The 16,655-nt window shown below is 63.2% G+C and carries 15 protein-coding genes; 11 read left to right on the forward strand and 4 right to left on the reverse strand.

Going from position 1 to position 16,655, the window contains the following annotated elements; genetic code table 11:
- Positions 1 to 181: 181 nt before the first annotated feature.
- Both BA190_RS22165 and BA190_RS22170 read right to left on the reverse strand, forming a co-directional pair.
- The gene (locus BA190_RS22165) at positions 182 to 481 is read right to left on the reverse strand and encodes a hypothetical protein (RefSeq protein ID WP_068292374.1); all 300 of its coding nucleotides are present in this window, start codon (positions 479 to 481) and stop codon (positions 182 to 184) included.
- Positions 482 to 569: 88 nt separating this feature from the next.
- Positions 570 to 1,562 carry a helix-turn-helix domain-containing protein gene (locus tag BA190_RS22170; protein WP_068292376.1) on the reverse strand — a complete coding sequence of 331 codons (993 nt, stop codon included), beginning with the start codon at positions 1,560 to 1,562 and terminating at the stop codon, positions 570 to 572.
- 238 nt (positions 1,563 to 1,800) lie between these two features.
- Between BA190_RS22170 and BA190_RS22175 the strand changes: the two genes are divergently transcribed.
- Positions 1,801 to 3,555 carry a hydantoinase B/oxoprolinase family protein gene (locus BA190_RS22175; protein ID WP_068292379.1) on the forward strand — a complete coding sequence of 585 codons (1,755 nt, stop codon included), beginning with the start codon at positions 1,801 to 1,803 and terminating at the stop codon, positions 3,553 to 3,555.
- An 11-nt stretch (positions 3,556 to 3,566) separates the two neighbouring features.
- Positions 3,567 to 5,645 carry a hydantoinase/oxoprolinase family protein gene (locus BA190_RS22180; protein ID WP_068292381.1) on the forward strand — a complete coding sequence of 693 codons (2,079 nt, stop codon included), beginning with the start codon at positions 3,567 to 3,569 and terminating at the stop codon, positions 5,643 to 5,645.
- Positions 5,646 to 5,875: 230 nt separating this feature from the next.
- Here BA190_RS22180 and BA190_RS22185 read toward each other — a convergent pair whose 3' ends face one another.
- Positions 5,876 to 6,781: a LysR family transcriptional regulator gene (locus BA190_RS22185; protein ID WP_068292383.1), complete on the reverse strand. Its 906-nt coding sequence runs from the start codon at positions 6,779 to 6,781 to the stop codon at positions 5,876 to 5,878.
- Between the two features lie 282 nt (positions 6,782 to 7,063).
- Between BA190_RS22185 and BA190_RS22190 the strand changes: the two genes are divergently transcribed.
- The 7 genes from BA190_RS22190 (at position 7,064) to BA190_RS22220 (ending at position 13,619) form a co-directional block, all read left to right on the forward strand.
- Entirely contained in the window at positions 7,064 to 7,864 is an 801-nt protein-coding gene (locus BA190_RS22190) for a 5-oxoprolinase subunit PxpA (protein ID WP_068292386.1), read from the forward strand.
- Positions 7,865 to 7,867: 3 nt separating this feature from the next.
- Positions 7,868 to 8,110 carry an acetyl-CoA carboxylase gene (locus tag BA190_RS22195; RefSeq protein WP_068292389.1) on the forward strand — a complete coding sequence of 81 codons (243 nt, stop codon included), beginning with the start codon at positions 7,868 to 7,870 and terminating at the stop codon, positions 8,108 to 8,110.
- Entirely contained in the window at positions 8,107 to 9,498 is a 1,392-nt protein-coding gene (locus BA190_RS22200) for an acetyl-CoA carboxylase biotin carboxylase subunit (RefSeq protein WP_068292396.1), read from the forward strand. The genes BA190_RS22195 and BA190_RS22200 overlap by 4 nt, the downstream gene beginning before the upstream one ends.
- Positions 9,495 to 10,370 (forward strand): allophanate hydrolase subunit 1, encoded by an 876-nt coding sequence (locus BA190_RS22205; RefSeq protein WP_068292399.1) that lies wholly within the window; start codon positions 9,495 to 9,497, stop codon positions 10,368 to 10,370. Before BA190_RS22200 ends, BA190_RS22205 begins: the two co-directional genes overlap by 4 nt.
- On the forward strand, positions 10,360 to 11,337 hold the full coding sequence (locus BA190_RS22210; protein ID WP_068292401.1) for a biotin-dependent carboxyltransferase family protein: 978 nt from the start codon (positions 10,360 to 10,362) through the stop codon (positions 11,335 to 11,337). The genes BA190_RS22205 and BA190_RS22210 overlap by 11 nt, the downstream gene beginning before the upstream one ends.
- A gap of 105 nt (positions 11,338 to 11,442) precedes the next feature.
- Positions 11,443 to 12,798 carry a cytosine permease gene (locus BA190_RS22215; RefSeq protein ID WP_068292403.1) on the forward strand — a complete coding sequence of 452 codons (1,356 nt, stop codon included), beginning with the start codon at positions 11,443 to 11,445 and terminating at the stop codon, positions 12,796 to 12,798.
- A gap of 308 nt (positions 12,799 to 13,106) precedes the next feature.
- Positions 13,107 to 13,619, forward strand: a complete 513-nt coding sequence (locus BA190_RS22220; protein ID WP_068292406.1) for a hypothetical protein — start codon at positions 13,107 to 13,109, stop codon at positions 13,617 to 13,619.
- Between the two features lie 103 nt (positions 13,620 to 13,722).
- Here the strand turns inward: BA190_RS22220 and BA190_RS22225 are convergent, their stop codons facing one another.
- The gene (locus tag BA190_RS22225) at positions 13,723 to 14,322 is read right to left on the reverse strand and encodes a YigZ family protein (protein ID WP_068292579.1); all 600 of its coding nucleotides are present in this window, start codon (positions 14,320 to 14,322) and stop codon (positions 13,723 to 13,725) included.
- 407 nt (positions 14,323 to 14,729) lie between these two features.
- Between BA190_RS22225 and BA190_RS22230 the strand changes: the two genes are divergently transcribed.
- Positions 14,730 to 15,524, forward strand: a complete 795-nt coding sequence (locus BA190_RS22230; protein WP_068292408.1) for a lytic transglycosylase domain-containing protein — start codon at positions 14,730 to 14,732, stop codon at positions 15,522 to 15,524.
- A 378-nt stretch (positions 15,525 to 15,902) separates the two neighbouring features.
- Positions 15,903 to 16,502 carry a dihydrofolate reductase family protein gene (locus tag BA190_RS22235; protein WP_202908505.1) on the forward strand — a complete coding sequence of 200 codons (600 nt, stop codon included), beginning with the start codon at positions 15,903 to 15,905 and terminating at the stop codon, positions 16,500 to 16,502.
- Positions 16,503 to 16,655: the final 153 nt, after the last annotated feature.

Below are 16,655 nucleotides of genomic sequence, written 5' to 3' on the forward strand. Positions count from 1 at the left end.
TTTCGGCAAAAAAGATGTGGCAACAAGGAATTACAGCATCGAGCCAAATTCAGAAATGAGGTTCGATGCTGTAGCAGGACTGGATTGCTTCGCTGCGCTCGCAATGACGGCGAAAACGTCAGCAAAATTGTAGTGATGATTGTCGCCCCAGGCCAAACACCTTGAGCGCTTTACCCCAGCCTCAGTGCATGATCTCGGCGACCCAGGCGCTATCCGGACCACGGGCGAAATAGACGCGGATCTCGTTCGCTCGCGCCTGGGGCACGTCCTTCACCATGGCAGTGCAGGTGACGCCCGGACGACCGACGGCCGGCACACAAGTGTTGATATGTGCAGTCTGTTGCTGCTGGGCGGCCAGCGCGGGTATTGCCCGCATGGCGGCAGTTGCCTCTGCATCGCTCGGTTGGTCCAGGAGCAGGGCGGTCGCGGACGCCAGGAAAACGAAAACCAAGCCATCCGCCAAAATCCGATTGATCGGCACGGCGGCCTCCTGTGTTCAACATCGGAAGAACAGGCGCAGTCATGCTTATAAACCAGCAAGGGGGCAGAAATCGGATTGGGGTGTCTCGCTAAGCGGTGCCGGAGATGTCCGGCGGCGTCTCTGATGTGCCAATGCGGCGGTTCAACCGGCGATATTCACCGGGCGGCAGGCCGAAACGGGCCCTGAAGCTGCGCGAGAACTGGGCCTGGTCGGTGAAGCCCCATTGATAGGCAATCTCCGCGGCGGTCTGGCCGTTGGCGGGATTTTCGAGCGCTGCGCGGCAGGCCGCCAGCCTTTGATCCCGGGTCCAGCCCGCCACCGTCTGGTCGGTGTCGCGGAACAGATCGTGCAGATAACGGATGGAAACCCCGCAGGCCCGCGCGATCATCTCGGGATCGAGGCGCCAATCGTTGAGATGGCCCCGGATATAGGCCTCGATTCGGGCAAGATGCGCCTCGCGCACCGTCGAACTGCCCGATGTCAGGATGCGCTCATCTGCCTTGACCGCCAGCACCAGGAGGTCGATGAGTTGGCGCCCCACGGCATTGCGGGCCTCCTCGTCCAGTGTCTCGAAACGCTGGGGCAGGAGATGCAGCATGTCGGCGAAGAGGCCGCCTGCGCCATTGGCCGCGTCGAATTGCAGCGAGCACAACCTATCCGGATTGCGGATGCGCTCCGACAGCGGTTGGGATGCCACCTTCAGCACCCAGAGATCGGCGGGGTCGGCATGGCTGAACTCGTAGGGCTCGTGGCTGCGCTCGAGGAAGAACCCGCCGGGCGAACAGCGTACCTCGCTGCCGCATTGGGAAAAATTGACCTGGGAACGGGTCGGCACCGTCACCAGGAACTCTTCCTTGCGGGCGCTGCGAAAATGATGCGGCAGGCGCAGATATTGCAGGCCGTCCGAAGACAGGCGGGAGATCGACACGTCGCCGAACTCCCAGATGGTAAGGTCGCCGAAGAAATGATCGGGATGGCGGAACGTCAGGTCGAGCGGGAAATAGGCTCCCGCGATGGCCTGGTGCCAGTGCCGGCTCCGATCCATGGTGCGGGTCGCGCTCGTGGTGACGGAAGTCTTCATGACAGCTCCACAGAACGGCTGCCGAGACTAGGCGCGCGGGACGAGGATGGCAATCGTCCGCCCCCGCCGCCCGGCCGATTGTGCACTCAGCGTCAAACCATTGCTCTCTCCCTGCAAAGACGGCCGCCGCCAAACCTGATTGGCTCATGGGACTAACGGTGCGCAGACGCCGCTGCAGGGGATCATGCGGAGAAGAAGCTCTTCTCCCGCCTTGCCTGCGGCCGGCCAGGGAGGATGGATGTCCACAGAGCGAGAAAAAGTAGATCCGATCACGCTGTCGGTGGTGCGCGGGGTGCTGGAGACCACCCAGCGCGAAATGACGCTGGCGCTGGAGAAGACGGCACGCTCCTCCGTCTTCAACCTGGCGCATGACTATTCGACCGCGCTCTTCAACGCCCGTCCGGAGATGATCCTGCAGGGCCAGGACATTCCCATCCATCTCGGCTCGCTGATCCCGGCCATGAAGGCCGTTGCCAAGTTCTTCGGCGACGACATCCATGAGGGCGATCTCTTCCTGCACAACGATCCCGCCTTCGGCGGCAGCCATGCCATCGATACCTGCATGTACAAGCCGGTGTTCTATCAGGGCGAGCTGGTCTACTGGACCGTGTGCAAGGGGCACCTCACAGATATCGGCGGCCCGGTTCCGGCCGGCTACAATCCCAACGCCACCGAGATCTACGCCGAATGCCTGCGCATCCCGCCGGTGAAGATCTGGGATCGTGGCAAGCCGCGCGAGGACGTACTCAACCTGATCTTCTCCAACATGCGGGCGCGGCGCGACCAGGAGGGCGATTTCCGCGCCCTGATCGGGGCCTGCCAGGTCGGCGAGCGGCGCCTGACCGCCCTCCTCGACAAATATGGCAAGCCGACCGTCGATGCCTGCATCGACACGCTGCTCGATATGGCTGACCGCCATATGCGCTCGCTGATCGCGAGCGTTCCCGACGGCACCTATGAGGGCAAGGCCATCCTGGAAGATGCCGGGCACGGCTTCGGCGACTTCGAGATCGGCGCCAAGGTCACCATCACGGGCGATGCCTGCCACATCGTCATCTCCAGCCCGCCCCAGGTGCCCTATTTCATCAATTCCTACGAGGGCAATTCCCATTCGGGCGTCTATCTCGGCCTGATGATGTTCGCGGCTTTGCCCCCGCCCTATAATGAGGGGCTCTATCGCTGCGTGAGTGTCGATTTCGGGCCGAAGGGCACGCTGTGCAATGCGCAGGAACCCGCCCCCCACATGAACTGCACCACCACGCCGATGGAGACGCTGACCGATGCGGTGCGCCTCGCCTTCGAGAAGGCGATGCCCTCCAAGGTCGCGGCCTCCTGGGGCCATGCCAACGGGCTCAATATCGCCGGCAAGGACGGCCGCACCGGCGAGGAGTTCGTCACCATGGTGCTCGCCACCATCATCTCGGGTGGCGGTGCCACGCCCCAGCAGGATGGCTGGCATGCCGTCGGCCCGGAATGCTGCTTCGGTGCCCTCACCTCGGGCGACGTCGAGCTCCTCGAATATTCCTATCCCATCATCATTCACCGCTACGCGCTGATGACCGATTCCGGCGGCGCCGGAAAATTCCGCGGCGGCTCGGGCACGGCCTGGGAGGTCGAACCCCTGACGGGCGACATGCTGTGCATCGGCTTCGGCGAAGGACGGCGCATTCCCGCCATGGGCGCGGCCGGCGCCAAATCCGCCCTCGTCGACAAGAAGGTCGGCCGCGTCGAGCTCCGGCGCGGCGGCGAGGTCACGGTCGAGCGCAAGAACATCATCGAAACCATCAGGCCCGGCCAGACCATCACCAATCTCAATCCCGGCGGCGGCGGCTATGGCGACGCCTTCGAACGCCCCGTCGAAAAGGTGGTGTGGGACGTGCGCAACGGTCTCGTCTCCATCGAGGGCGCTCGCGCCGATTACGGCGTGGCGATCAAGGATGCCGAGACGCTGGAAGTCGACCTCGCCGAAACCCGCCGGCTTCGGGCCGCCTGAAAGAAATCATCATGGAACATGCTTATCGTCTCGGCATCGATGCCGGCGGCACCTTCACCGATTTCGTCATCGCCAACCGCGCGAGCGGCGACGTCAAGCTCTTCAAGGCGCTTTCCACGCCGTCCGATCCGACCAAGGCGATCGAGAACGGCCTGAAGCAGATCGCCGAGAACTTCGGTACGACGCCCTCTGCCGTCGTGTCCGACTGTGACCTCTGCATCAACGGCACCACGGTCGGCCTCAATGCTTTGATCACCCATCGGGGCGGCAAGACCGGCCTGATCTGCACGGCGGGCCATGAGGATTCCATCGAGATCCGCAACGGCCACAAGGAAGACGGCTATCGCTACGATCCGGAATATCCGGCGGCCACCATGCTAGTGCCGCGCTATCTCCGGCGCGGTGTGCGCGAACGAGTCCTGTCGGACGGCTCGGTGCGCACCCCGATGCAGGAAGAGGATGTGCGCCAGGCCTGCCGCCTGTTCCTCGCGGAGAAGGTGGAGACGGTGGCGATCTCCTTCGTGTGGTCCGTGCTCAATCCCGAGCATGAGCGCCGCGCCGCCGAGATCGTGCGGGAGATGATGCCCGAGGCGATCCTCACCGTGGGCAGCGAGCTCTATCCGCAGATCCGCGAATATACCCGTACCTCTACCGCGGTGACCAATGCCTATCTGGCCCCGGTGATGCGGCGCTACGTCACCGCCGTCGACCGTTATTTCCGCGACCTGGGCGCCAAGCAGCCTGTGCGCTACTTCCAGTCCAATGGCGGCCTCGCCGTCGGCCAGGCGATGACCGACCGCTCCGTCTACGCCATCAATTCCGGCCCTGCCTCCGCGCCGCAGGCCGGTCTCTATGTCGGTGCCCCCTTCGGCAAGGAGAATGTCATCACTGTCGACATGGGCGGCACCTCCTTCGACATCACGCTCACCCGCAACGGCCAGACCAACCTCAACAAGAACATCGACTTCCTGCGCTACCGCGTCGGCGTTCCCATGATCCAGGTCGAGACGCTCGGCGCCGGCGGCGGCTCGATCGGCTGGATCGACAGCCTGGGCCTCTTACAGGTCGGCCCGCAGTCGGCGGGTTCGGAACCCGGCCCGGCCTGCTATGGCCGCGGCGGAACCGATCCCACGACCTCCGATGCCAATCTCGTACTCGGCTACCTCAATCCCGAAGGCCTGCTCGGCGGCAAGCTGCCGCTCGACGTCGCCAGGGCCCGCGACGCCATCGCCAGGATTGCCGAGCCGCTCGGCATCAGTGTCGAACAGGCCGCCTATGGCATGTTCACGATCGTAAACAGCGGCATGGTCAACGGCATCCGGCGCGTGTCGGTCGAGCGCGGCTACGACCCGCGCGACTTCGTCCTGGTCGGGGCGGGTGGTGCCACGGCCGCGCATATCACTGCCTTGGCGCGGGAGATGGGCATCGATACGATCATCCTGCCCAAGCTCGCCTCGGGCCTGTGCGCCTTCGGACAGATCATCTCGGACGTCAAATACAACTATATGGCCACCGCTCCGCTGCGGCTGGACAATGAGGGCGCCTGCCAGAAGATCGACACGCTCTTCGGCGAGATCGAAGCGCAGGGTATCCGCCATCTGGAGACCGACGGCTTTGCCGCCGAGCGCATCGCCATCAAGCGCAGCCTCGAAATGCGCTATGTCGGCCAGGTGCATGAATGCACCGTCGACATCGACAATTTCAGGATCGACGAAACCACGATCGACAAGGTGAAGGATGCCTTCCACGCCCGCCACGAGGAGCTCTACACCTATTGCGAGCGGCACAATCCCGTCGAAGTGGTGAACATCGAATCCACCCTGTACGGGCTGATCGAGAAGCCGAGGCCTCCCAGGCTGGAGGGAACCGGCAGCCTGCAAGGTGCCCTCAAGGGCAAGCGGTCCGCGATCTTCCAGGCCTCGGGCAAAGCGACGTCGACGCCTGTCTATGACGGCTCGAAGCTCGGTGTGGGAATGTCCGTCGCAGGGCCGGCGATCGTCGAAGAGGTCACCACCACCATTGTGATCGAGCCGGGCTGGACCGCAGCCTTGCATGAAAGCGGCAGCTATCTGCTGACCCGCAAGGGCTGATACGGATGGCAGTGATGTTTGACCTGTCATCCCCGGCCGAGCGCAGCGAGGGGAAGGGGATCCAGGGGCTGCAAGTCGAGTTCCCAAGCCCCTGGATCCCCTTCCCACGGCCTTTGGCCGTGCCGGGGATGACAGACGTGCTGATCCTGGTCGGTCAAAGCTCTTTGCCATTGGTATGACCGGCGATGCCTGCCTTTCCCGCCCTTCTTTTGTTCGCGATTCCCTCTCCGCTAGCGATGGGGCGGCAGGAAAAAGGCCTGGCGGAAATAGGAGCGGAAGGCTTCCATGGCGGGCGTGAACACCGCGTCCCGCCGCCAGGCCAGGCCGACATCCATCGAGGGAATCGGCTCGGTCGGCACGATCGTCTCGATGCGCTTGCCTTCCAGCGACCAGGGCCTGAGCACCATGTCCGACAGGATCGCCACCCCCTGCCCGTCGGCGACCAGCGAACGGACGGCCTCGACCGAGGAGGTCCGCAGCGTCACGTTCGGCCGGAAGGAGGACAAGCTCCAATAGCGCAGCGCGGTATGGGCGGCTTCGTCCACGGTCAGCATGATATAGGGTTCTTCCGCGATCTCCTTGAGGCTGACGGCGCCCTGCGCCAGCAGCCGGTGGCGGGCCGGGACCCAGAGCCGGCGGCGCGAACTCATCAGCGTCTCGGTGGTGAGATCGGGATTGATGACGTTGGAGGTCAGCAGCACCGCCATGTCGTAGCGATTGGCCAGCAACCCGTCCTCGATCGCCTCGCGGTTGAGCTCGAAGAGCTGGATGTCGAGATTGGGCCAGGCCCGGCGCAGGCGGCCGAGATGGTTGGGCAGGAAATAACCGATCACCGTGTAGGTGGCCGCAACCGTCAGCCGGCCGGCAAAATCATTGGCGGGCAGGAGAAGGCTGGTGGCCTCCTCGACCTTGTTCAGGATCTCATAGGCGTGGAACAGGAACTGCCGGCCCGCCGGCGTCATGTCCATGCCCTGGGTGGAGCGGGTGAACAATTCGACGCCGACGATCTGCTCCAGCTCCTTGATGGCGGTGGTGATGGCCGATTGCGAGATGCCGAGCTCGCCCGCGGCCTGGGACACCTGGCCATGTTCGGCCGTCGCCACGAAATAGCGGATCTGGCGCAGACTGACCGGCATGGACGACTCCCTTCATGTTTCAGATCGATCCCTACATCAATATTCGTAAATTCGATAGACGGTCGATTCAGGCTTCATCGAATTTCATGCTTCGCCCCCTATCTTTAGAAAATCTGTCCCACATGCGAGGAATTAGGAGGAAGTCAGGAAATCGCCTGTTTCTGAAAATCAGATAACAGGCATCTGAATATAGAATTTTTCAATCGAACCGTCTCGCCGTAACGTCAGAGCAAGACCGGCCGTGATGCCGGCCCAGGATGAATTTCACAGAGGGAGGCTGGCTTGGCGCTGGCTGCGGTCGACATCAATTGCGACATGGGCGAAGGCTTCGGCCAATGGCGCCTGGCGGAGGCGGACGACAGCGCCTTGATGGAGCTCATCAGCTCCGCCAACATCGCCACCGGCTTTCATGCGGGCGACCCTTCTCTGATGGACGCCACCGTCCGGCTGGCGGCGCAGCATGGCGTCGGCATCGGCGCGCATCCCGGCTATCGCGATCTCCAGGGCTTCGGCCGCCGTCGCATCGAGGGGGCGCCCGAAGAGATCGTCAACGACATCGTCTATCAGACCGGAGCGCTGCGGGAATTCGCCCGGCGCCATGGCGCCAGCCTGCAGCATGTGAAGCCGCATGGCGCGCTCTATATGGAGCTGGCTGTCAACGAGGACCTGTCGCGCTCCTTCGTCCATGCGATGCAGGCTACCGCTCCCAACACTTTCATCTATTGCATGGATGTCTCGCTGACCCATCGTGTCGCCGTCGAGGCCGGCCAGCCAGTGATCCGCGAATTCTATGCGGACCGCGACTATGGCCGTTCGGGCTCGATCGTGTTCACCCGCCGCACCGGCCGGCTCGATCCGGCCGCGATCGCCGACAAGGTGGTGCGCGCCTGCCGCGAACAGCGAGTGCGGACCGTCGAGGGCGACGACATCGACATCGCTTTCGATTCCATCTGCTTTCACTCCGATACGCCCGGCAGCCTTGCCATTGCGCGCGCCATGCGTGCAGCCCTGGTCGCCGATGGCATCAAGATCATGCCGGCGAGCGAGCTGGCGCACCCATCCAAAGCCATCACGAGGGGATGAAGAATGGCAATTTCGCAGATCATGTCACCCTTGCCCGGTGTCTTCTATAGACGCCCCTCCCCTGACAGCCCGTTCTTCAAGGAGGATGGCGAGACCGTCGCAGCCCCGGATGTCATCGGCCTGATCGAGGTGATGAAATCCTTCCACGAGATCAATGCGGGCATCGGCGGAGCCAATATCAAATTCCTCGTCGACGATGGCGACGCCGTGATGGCCGGCCAGGTTCTCGCCGAGGTGGAGGCATGAACATCCGCTCCGTCCTCATCGCCAATCGCGGCGAAATCGCGGTGCGTATCAATCGCGCGGCCAAGGCCCTGGGGTTGCGTACGGTGCAGGTCTACAGCGCCGCAGACAAGGACTCCCTCGCCGTACGGCTTGCCGACGAGGCCATCGAGATCGGGCCCCCGGCCGCCAAGAAATCCTATCTCGACATCGAGGCCGTGCTCACTGCCGCCAAGGCAGCCAAGGTCGATGCCGTGCATCCGGGCTATGGTTTCCTGGCCGAGAATGCCGATTTCGCCGATGCCGTCGTGGCGGCCGGCATGAAGTTCGTCGGCCCGGCAGGCTCTGCCATTCGCCTGCTCGGCGACAAGGTCGCGGCGCGGGCTGAAGCCGAGAAGGCGGGCGTTCCCACCGTGCCGGGCAGCGGAGGGCGTATCGCCGGTCTGGAGGCTGCCGAAGCGATCGTCGAGCGCATCGGCTTTCCAGTGATGATCAAGGCCGCGGCCGGCGGCGGCGGGCGCGGCATCCGCGTCGCTGCCGACATGGACGAGTTCCGCCGGCAGTTTCCCCAGGCCTCCGCGGAAGCGGCAGCTGCCTTCGGCGATGGCGGCCTCTATGTCGAGAAGGCCATTGAAAAGGCACGCCATGTCGAGGTGCAGATCCTCGGTGATGGCCGGAACTTCGTGCATTGCTACGAACGCGAATGCTCGCTGCAGCGCCGGCGCCAGAAGGTATGGGAGGAAGCGCCGGCCGTCGATCTGTCGCCTGAGGTCCGCGAGCGCCTGTGCCAGAGTGCCGTCGCCCTCGCCCGCTCGGTCGGCTACAGCGGCGCCGGTACGGTGGAATATCTCTATGACGAAGCCAGCCAGGACTTCTATTTCATCGAAGTAAACACGCGCATACAGGTCGAGCATCCGGTGACGGAGATGATCACCGGCCTCGATCTGGTCCAGGAGATGCTGCGCATCGCGGGTGGCGAGTCGCTTTCCGTCCGTCAGGAGGACATCGCAGTCACCGGCCACGCCATCGAATGCCGCATCAATGCCGAGGACCCGTTCAAGAACTTCATGCCCTGGCCCGGCGTGGTCACGGCACTGTCAGTGCCGGAGGCGGACGACATCCGTTTCGACACCATGCTCTTCGAGGGCTATGCGGTGCCGCCCTTCTATGACTCCCTGCTGGGCAAGCTCATCGTCCATGGCAGGGATCGCGCCGCCTGCCTGGCAACGCTTCGGCAGGCACTGGCCGCCCTGAAGATCGAGGGCATTCCCACCACCATTCCCCTGCACGAGGCCCTGGCCGCCGACTGCGATGTCGCGGCCGGCCGCTTTCATACGCGCTTTCTCGAAGGCTGGCTCGAGAGCCGTTTCGCGCCACCGCCAGCCGAACCGGCGAAGGAGGCCGCCCGATGAAGAGCCGATATTCCTTTGGCGGCGACGAGCACCTGTTCGTCGAATGCGACGAGAGCATGTCGCTGGAGGCCTTCTTCAAGAGCTTGTCGATGACCCGTGCTATCAGGGAAGCCGGCATTGCCGGCGTCACCGAGATCTGTCCGGCCAATGCCTCGTTCCAGATCCGCTTCGATCCCGACCGCATCAAGCCGGACGACATCCTGGCCGAAGTCAGGGACATCGAGACGGCGTCCGCGAAATCCGAGCCGGTGATCGGCACCCGCATCATCGAGATACCCGTGTTCTACCAGGATCCCTGGACGCATGAGACGCTGATGCGGTTTCGCGAGCGCCACCAGGATCCGCAAGCGACCGATCTCGAATATGCCGCCCGCATCAACGATCTCGCCTCGGTCGAGGATTTCGTCGCCGCCCATAGCGGTTCGCCCTGGTTCGTCTCGATGGTCGGCTTCGTGGCGGGCCTGCCCTTCATGTACCAGATGGTCGAGCGGGCAAGGCAACTCCAGGTTCCCAAATATCTCAGGCCCCGCACCGACACCCCGAAGCTGACGGTCGGCCATGGCGGCTGCTTTTCCTGCATCTACTCGGTGCGCGGTGCCGGCGGCTACCAGATGTTCGGCATCACGCCGATGCCGATCTTCGATCCCGAGCAGAAGACCGGCTATCTCCGGGATTTCATGGTGTTCTTCCGGCCCGGCGACATCGTCAAGTTCAAGCCGATCGGGCGCGACGAACATGATGCGATCGCTGCCGACGTCGCCGCCGGCCGCTATGCCCCCGAAATGCACGAGGTCACCTTCGACCTCAGGGAGTTCCAGAAGGACATCGACGGCTACAACGCCAAGCTGGAGGGCATGATCCATGGGCGTTAGAGTCCTCAATCCCGGCCTTTCCACCACCATCCAGGACCTCGGCAGGCCTGGTTATTTTCACCTCGGCATTCCCGTCGGCGGGGCGATGGACCGGCTGGCCTTGCGCGCCGCCAATCTCCTGGTCGGCAATGACGAAGGAGAGGCCTGCCTGGAGGCCGTCTTCCTCGGCCCCGAACTCGAATTCACCCGCGATGCGACGATCGCCATCACCGGGGGCGAGATGCCGATCAAGATCGGCGGGGTCGAGCAGCCGTCCTGGACCGCCCTCAGCGTCAAGGCGGGCCAGACCCTCAGCTTTGGCTTCCTCAAGGCGGGCGCGCGCATCTACATCGCCGTCGCCGGCGGCTTCGACGTTCCCGTGGCGCTCGGCAGCCGTTCCACCTATGTGATCGGCGCGCTCGGCGGCCACAAGGGACGCGCACTCGCCAAGGGCGACGAAGTCGCCATCGGCGAAGCGGGGGCCGTCAAGGAAGGGCGCAGCGTGCCCGAGCCCTTGCGCCGTCGTCCCGGCGCACCGGCGCAGCTTCGCGTCCTGCCGGGCCTGTATTGGCACCGCATCCAGGAGCAATCCGGGCGTGCCTTCTTCGAGGACCAGTGGAAGGTGGCGCCGGAAGCCGATCGCATGGGCTACCGCTTCCGCGGCGGGCGACCGCTGCACTTCGTCGAGCGCGAGCCGCCCTTCGGGGCGGGGTCGGATCCCTCCAACATCGTCGACAGCTGCTATCCCTATGGCTCGATCCAGGTGCCGAGCGGCACCGAACCGATCATCCTGCACCGCGATGCCGTGTCAGGCGGCGGCTATTTCATGCTCGGCACCGTGATCTCGGCCGACATGGACCTCATCGGCCAGATGCAGCCCAATACTCCGACGCAGTTCGTCGAGGTCGACATGGCCACGGCCTTGGCGGCACGCGGCGAACGCGTTGCGCTGCTGGCCTGCATTCGAGCCGTACTGGCCTCCAACTAGAACCGCACCGGTCGAAGCGGCTGCAAAGGCTGCACGACCCAAGAACAACAGAACGACGCCATCCAAAAGTACGACATCGATCGAACCACTGAGAGGGGATCCATCATGGCAGGCACTGTCGCGGCCGCCGAAGCCGATACGCTCGATTATTCCAACCGAGCCGTCCCGCCTAACGCACGCATGCCCAAGATGGCGCTGACCATGGCCTGGTGGGCCGTGTGCAGCGCCGTGTTCTACATCGTCGTCGGCGCCGCCCTGGCGCTGGGCTTCGGCACAAGCAACGCCATCATCGGCATGATCATGTCGGTGATCGCCTATGGCCTGATCAACGCCGTGCTCAGCCGCTTTGCCATTCGCACCGGCCTGTCCGTCGCTCTGTTCTCGCGCGTGCTGTTCGGCAATGCCGGCGCCGGGCTGGCGACCCTGATCTTCTGCGCGACCGCCATCTATTATGCCGTGTTCGAGGGATCGGTGATCGCGGTCGGCATCCACACCATCTTTCCGTCGGTGTCCTATGCCATAGCGGCCCTGATCGTGGTGCTCTATTCGGTGCCGCTGATCTTCGGCAGCATCCAGACCTGGCTCGACAAGTTCAACGGTGTGCTGCTGCCCTTTTACATTCTCGGCCTCGTCGTCGCCGTCGGTCTTGCCGTGGCCGAATATGGCTATAGCGACAAGTGGCTCAATCTCGGCCCGGCCGACGGCGCACCGGCTGGCGGCTGGTGGTCGTGCTTCGTCTACTATATGGGCGTGTGGGTGCTGATGATGTTCACCTTCGACTACGCCCGCTTCGGCCGCGAGGAGGACGCCGGCTACCACGCCTTCTTCAATTTCGGCATGCCCTTCTATGTCATGGTGTTCCTGGTCAGCGGCCTGTTCGGCATGTTCATGATCGGCACCGTGCCCGATCTCGGCACCGTCAGCGAAGTAACCGTCCTGCTCGCCTTGCTCAAGCTGATGGGCGTCTGGGGCCTGCTCTTCGTCTGGGTCACGCAGACGCGCATCAACACGGCCAATTACTATCTCGCTGCCGTCAACATGGAGGCCCTGGTCCAGCTCTTCGGTAAGCTGCCCTTCGGGCGCATTGGCTGGGCCGTGGTCGTCGGCCTGATCGTCTATCTCCTGATGCTGGCCGATGTCTTCGCCTATCTGCTGCAGGCCCTCGCCTATCAGGGAATCTTCGTGGTGGCCTGGGTTGCCGTGGCGATGGCCCATATCCTCAGCGATCGCTACCGGCGCCTGGCCGGCGACACGATCGAATATCGCTCCAGTCACGTGCCCGCCTTCAACCCGCTCGGCCTGGCCGCCTGGTTCGCCGGTGCGGCCATCGGCATCGGCCTGCATCTGTTCGGAGGGGCTTATGCGGAGTTGTCGGCACCGGCGACGGCGGTGGCTGCCTTCTGCATCTATACGGTGGGCCTCACCTTCGCCCGCCGCTCCTGGTTCCTGGTCGCGGATTGAAGCGCGTGATTGCAATGCTCCCGGCTGGGCGATCAGCCGGGAATTGCACCGGTGGCCGCTGATCGGTTGCACCCACTCGGGAACGATCGGAGCCGGCAGGCGTTTGACTGCAAGATGCGCATGCGTCAACCGGACCTGGCAGTAGAGGGAACAGGGATGGTTTTTCCGGTTTCCCGCCCTGACCAACGAAACGGTAGCCGAGCCCTTGTCCTGCCCGTGCGTATCGCCTCGGTTCGTGATGCAGGGACTGATTTCGAGCGCGTTCCGGTTGTTGTCGGAGTCGATTGGTCAGATTTTGCAGGAGCCGCATGGAAGTCGTATCCCGGGTGGTGTTTACCGTAGCCAGCATCTGCCTGATGATGTTGGCGGGCGGTCTTGTCGGAATGGCCGGATTTCGGGTCTTTCATGCCGCCTATTACGACGGCCAGTTCGACAACACCCTGCTCGATTCAATCGGCTTCGTGGTGGTCGGCGTCGCGGTCTTCGACGTGGCGCGCTATTTCCTCGAGGAGGAGGTGCTGCGCGCACGCGAAATGCGCAATGCCGTGGAGGCTCGGCGCAGCCTGACGAAATTCATGTCGGCCATCGTGATCGCGGTTTTCCTCGAGGCCTTGGTGACGGTGTTCAAGGTGGCCAAGCAAAGCCCTGAGCAATTGCTTTATCCGGCGCTCCTGCTGTTCGGGGGCACCGCAATGATCGCGGGCCTCGGCGTCTACCAAAAGCTGTCCGTCAGCGTCGAACGGGAAAGCCCGGCGGAACCCCGCAGGGAAAAGGGTGAAAGCAAGCGCAAGAGCGGCGAGCGGGAAGCGGAGCCGAGATAGGCTACAGCATCGAACCTGATTTCTGAATCAAGCTCGATGCTGTAATTCCTTGTTGTCGCATCTTTTTTATCGAAAACCGGTACCCGCTTTTCGGCGTGGTGCTCTAGGCTTCGTTTCGCGTCGGGATCGACATCACCGCACGACCGCTTGTGACATCCGCGACCATCTGCCGGACATCGGCCAGATCCTGTTCGCGGATCGCGGCGACGAACTCGCTTCCCGTCGCGGTATAGTCCTGCGTCAGGATCTGCACCGCCTCATGGGTGGACAAGCGAGCCTGGACCAGCGCCAGGTCGGTAAAGGTGCAACTGATGCGTGCCTCGACCCGCATGACGATCGGCAACTTCTCGGCAGCCCGCAGGCAGGCGGCTGCCGTGCCGCCATAAGCCCGGACCAAGCCGCCGCTGCCGAGCAGCACGCCGCCGAACCAGCGCGTGACCACGACGGCGACGCCGTCCAGGGCTTGGCCGTCGATCGCCTGCAGGATCGGCTTGCCGGCGGTGCCGCTGGGTTCGCCATCATCGTTGAAGCGGTAGAGGGGGCCGACTCGCCAGGCCCAGCAATTGTGATTGGCCCCCATGTCGGCATGATCCCTGATGAAGGCCTTGGCGGCTTCCTCTCCCGATACCGGAGCGGCCGTCGCCAGAAAGCGACTTTTCTTGACCTCCTGTCTGAAGGTCTCGACTCTCTGAAGGCTGAACAAATCCGGCATGCCTGCAATCTAAAGCATTTTCCTGGAAAGGTTGACAGATATGTCTACTGAAATAAACATAATTATAACAATTGGTTATGCGTAATTCCTGATATAGAGAACTCGAGACTTCTCTCTGCGGGGACGGTTCCTGCGCCAGGTCACCCCCCCTCCGACATGGCGGGATCCGCCATGTCGATCGCAGCGTGGCCCGGCAAGGTCGCTCGCCGCAGAAGCATGCGATGGCGCAACTGCGCTCGCCCAATGCTCATTCGGCGACAACAGGCACAAGCATTGGGCCTGCCTCGTAAACCCAAAATCGAAAGCATGATGTGGGCACCGTTCTGCATCGATTGACTTGACCGGGCGTCACTGCTGTAGTCGCCGGCAGCCTGGATGTTCTCAAAAAAGGGATTTGGATGAGCACGAGGATACATGTAGCGGCGCTGGCCGGAGCGGTCTTGGGCCTTTTCCAGTTTTCAGGCGGAGCCTATGCTGCCCAATGCGGCAAGACTGCAGCCGGCTATGAAGCATGGAAGCAGGAATTTTCTGCCGAGGCGCGCGCCAAGGGCGTCGGTCAGGCCGGCATCGCCGCGCTGATGAGCACCCATTACGCCACAGCCACCATCAACGCCGATCGTGGCTTGAAGAGCTTCCGGCTGTCCCTGGATCAGTTCCTTGCCAAGCGCGGTGGCAACACGATCGTCGCGCGCGGGCGCCAGCTCAAGAAGTCCCAAGGCGCGCTGTTCGCCAACATCGAGCGCCGCTATGGCGTGCCGGCGGGACCACTGCTGGCGATTTGGGGCATGGAGTCGGGCTTTGGTGCCGTCAAGGGCAACCAGAACATGCTCTCCTCGGTGGCAACGCTCGCCTATGACTGCCGCCGGCCCGAATTCTTTACCGACCAGCTCTATGCCGCGCTCAAGCTTGTCGACAGTGGCCGCTTCACGGCACAAACCCGCGGTTCCATGCATGGCGAAGTGGGCCAGACCCAGTTCATGCCCAAGACCGTGCTGCAATATGGCATCGGCAATCTCGACACGGCTGCGGGTGCCCTTGATTCGACCGCCAACTACCTGAAGGCCCATGGCTGGAGCGCCGGCCAGGGCTATCAGCCGGGCGAGCCGAATTTTGGGGCGATCCAGGCCTGGAATGCGGCCTCCGTCTATCAGCAGGCCATCGCCCATATCGGCCAGCGCATCGACGCTCAATAGGACAGACCCGCTGAGCTGGGTGCGAGAACCCCGAGTTCCCTCACCTGGCCGCGATCGGTCATCGATCCATGACGCCGTGGAGCACCAGCTTCCACGGCGTTTCATTTTGATTGACCTATGATCCGAGCGAATGGCCTTGATCGCGGCCTGCTGTCCGCCGCCGCATGTCACTTCCGAGCTGCCCGAGACATGCTTTCGGCTGGAGTCGTTCCCTCTCTGCCCGCCCGGCAGAATGTTCTATCGCCGATAAAAACTAAGCCCTTGCGCTAAGTTTTGAAGGCTGATAGTTAGCCTAAAGGATAGGTAATGGGTTTTCGCCCATATCCCGAAAAGCATGGTGGTCGAACCGCGAAAGGTGACGTGATGAAGCTGGTCTTGATGGAATTCTTGTCCCTCGACGGCGTGTATCAAGGGCCGGGGAGCCCCGATGAAGACACGACCGATAGTTTCACCCGCGGTGGCTGGTTCGTGCCCTTCATCGACGAAGCCCTGATGCGTGCCGTGACCGCCTGGGTCGCCGAAGCCGATGGCTTCCTGTTCGGGCGCCGGACCTATGAGAATTTCGCGCGCGACTGGCCGAAAATGGATGATCCGAACGATCCGATTGCCAGCAAGCTGAATGGCGCTCCGAAATATGTGGCCTCGACATCGCTCGAGCGTGCCTCATGGGCACCTTCGACCACCCTGTCAGGCGACATTTTCGGTGGCATCGCCGCATTGAAGGCCAAGCCCGGCCGCGAGCTCCAGATCCATGGCAGCGGGCGGCTTGCCTACTCGCTGTTGGAAGCTGGATTGGTGGACGAGCTAAGGCTCATGATTGCTCCCGTCGTACTGGGACAGGGCCGCAAACTCTTCAGGGATGGCGGGCAGCCTCTCGGCTTCAGGCCGCTGAAGACCGAGTTGACGCCGGCAGGCCTCACGATCCAGGTCTATGAGCAGGCCGGAACACCCACATTCGTGACTTACAGCCCTTCGTGATTGGTTGGGCCGAGCCGGGCCAGGCTTCGCGGGACGGGAGGCGCCGAAATGCCGCGATATCGCCATCGCGGCGAAACAAACGGAAATCGCAGGTTAAGGCGACGCGAGCATGGTGGTGGCCCCTTTCACCGGAGCCAAGCCGATGCTCGAAAG

Origin of the sequence: Labrys sp. WJW (assembly GCF_001676615.1) — a bacterium.
Lineage (GTDB): Bacteria > Pseudomonadota > Alphaproteobacteria > Rhizobiales > Labraceae > Labrys > Labrys sedimenti.

Coding starts and splice junctions, on each gene's coding strand:
- BA190_RS22200 (WP_068292396.1), top strand. CDS start 8,107: ATGAACATCCGCTCCGTCCTCATCGCCAATCGCGGCGAAATCGCGGTG.
- BA190_RS22175 (WP_068292379.1), top strand. CDS start 1,801: ATGTCCACAGAGCGAGAAAAAGTAGATCCGATCACGCTGTCGGTGGTG.
- BA190_RS22235 (WP_202908505.1), top strand. CDS start 15,903: ATGGAATTCTTGTCCCTCGACGGCGTGTATCAAGGGCCGGGGAGCCCC.
- BA190_RS22210 (WP_068292401.1), top strand. CDS start 10,360: ATGGGCGTTAGAGTCCTCAATCCCGGCCTTTCCACCACCATCCAGGAC.
- BA190_RS22170 (WP_068292376.1), bottom strand. CDS start 1,562: ATGAAGACTTCCGTCACCACGAGCGCGACCCGCACCATGGATCGGAGC.
- BA190_RS22220 (WP_068292406.1), top strand. CDS start 13,107: ATGGAAGTCGTATCCCGGGTGGTGTTTACCGTAGCCAGCATCTGCCTG.
- BA190_RS22195 (WP_068292389.1), top strand. CDS start 7,868: ATGGCAATTTCGCAGATCATGTCACCCTTGCCCGGTGTCTTCTATAGA.
- BA190_RS22230 (WP_068292408.1), top strand. CDS start 14,730: ATGAGCACGAGGATACATGTAGCGGCGCTGGCCGGAGCGGTCTTGGGC.
- BA190_RS22205 (WP_068292399.1), top strand. CDS start 9,495: ATGAAGAGCCGATATTCCTTTGGCGGCGACGAGCACCTGTTCGTCGAA.
- BA190_RS22180 (WP_068292381.1), top strand. CDS start 3,567: ATGGAACATGCTTATCGTCTCGGCATCGATGCCGGCGGCACCTTCACC.
- BA190_RS22185 (WP_068292383.1), bottom strand. CDS start 6,781: ATGCCGGTCAGTCTGCGCCAGATCCGCTATTTCGTGGCGACGGCCGAA.
- BA190_RS22215 (WP_068292403.1), top strand. CDS start 11,443: ATGGCAGGCACTGTCGCGGCCGCCGAAGCCGATACGCTCGATTATTCC.